Source organism: Acetobacter sp. DsW_063 (assembly GCF_002153745.1).
Classification (GTDB): Bacteria; Pseudomonadota; Alphaproteobacteria; order Acetobacterales; family Acetobacteraceae; genus Acetobacter.
In genome coordinates this window covers 1-217 of record NZ_JOPL01000156.1, presented here as the reverse complement: position 1 = coordinate 217, position 217 = coordinate 1, and the positions used below count along the sequence as shown (strand labels likewise).

At 65.0% G+C, this 217-nt stretch carries 1 protein-coding gene; it reads right to left on the bottom strand.

Translation table 11 applies throughout. The features are described from left to right. Positions 1 to 216, bottom strand: a 216-nt coding sequence (locus HK28_RS13475; RefSeq protein WP_369823669.1) for a recombinase family protein, incomplete at its 3' end; no start/stop codon positions are given. Position 217: the final 1 nt, after the last annotated feature.

Sequence of the window (217 nt, the reverse complement as noted above, 5' to 3'; positions counted from 1 at the left end):
CGAACTGGTGTCGAGCTCTGCGCCACCCATGCTCAGGATACGAAGTTCCGCTCCGCGTTCGCGGACGCGCTCGACAAGCGCAAGCAGATCTCCGGTGGAGCGCGCAAGGCGATCCGGCTTCGTGACCACGAGGGTGTCACCCTTGCGCAGGAACGAGACGGCAGTGGTTAGCTGCGGGCGACTGTCCTTCACGGCGCTGATCCGTTCGGCGAACACC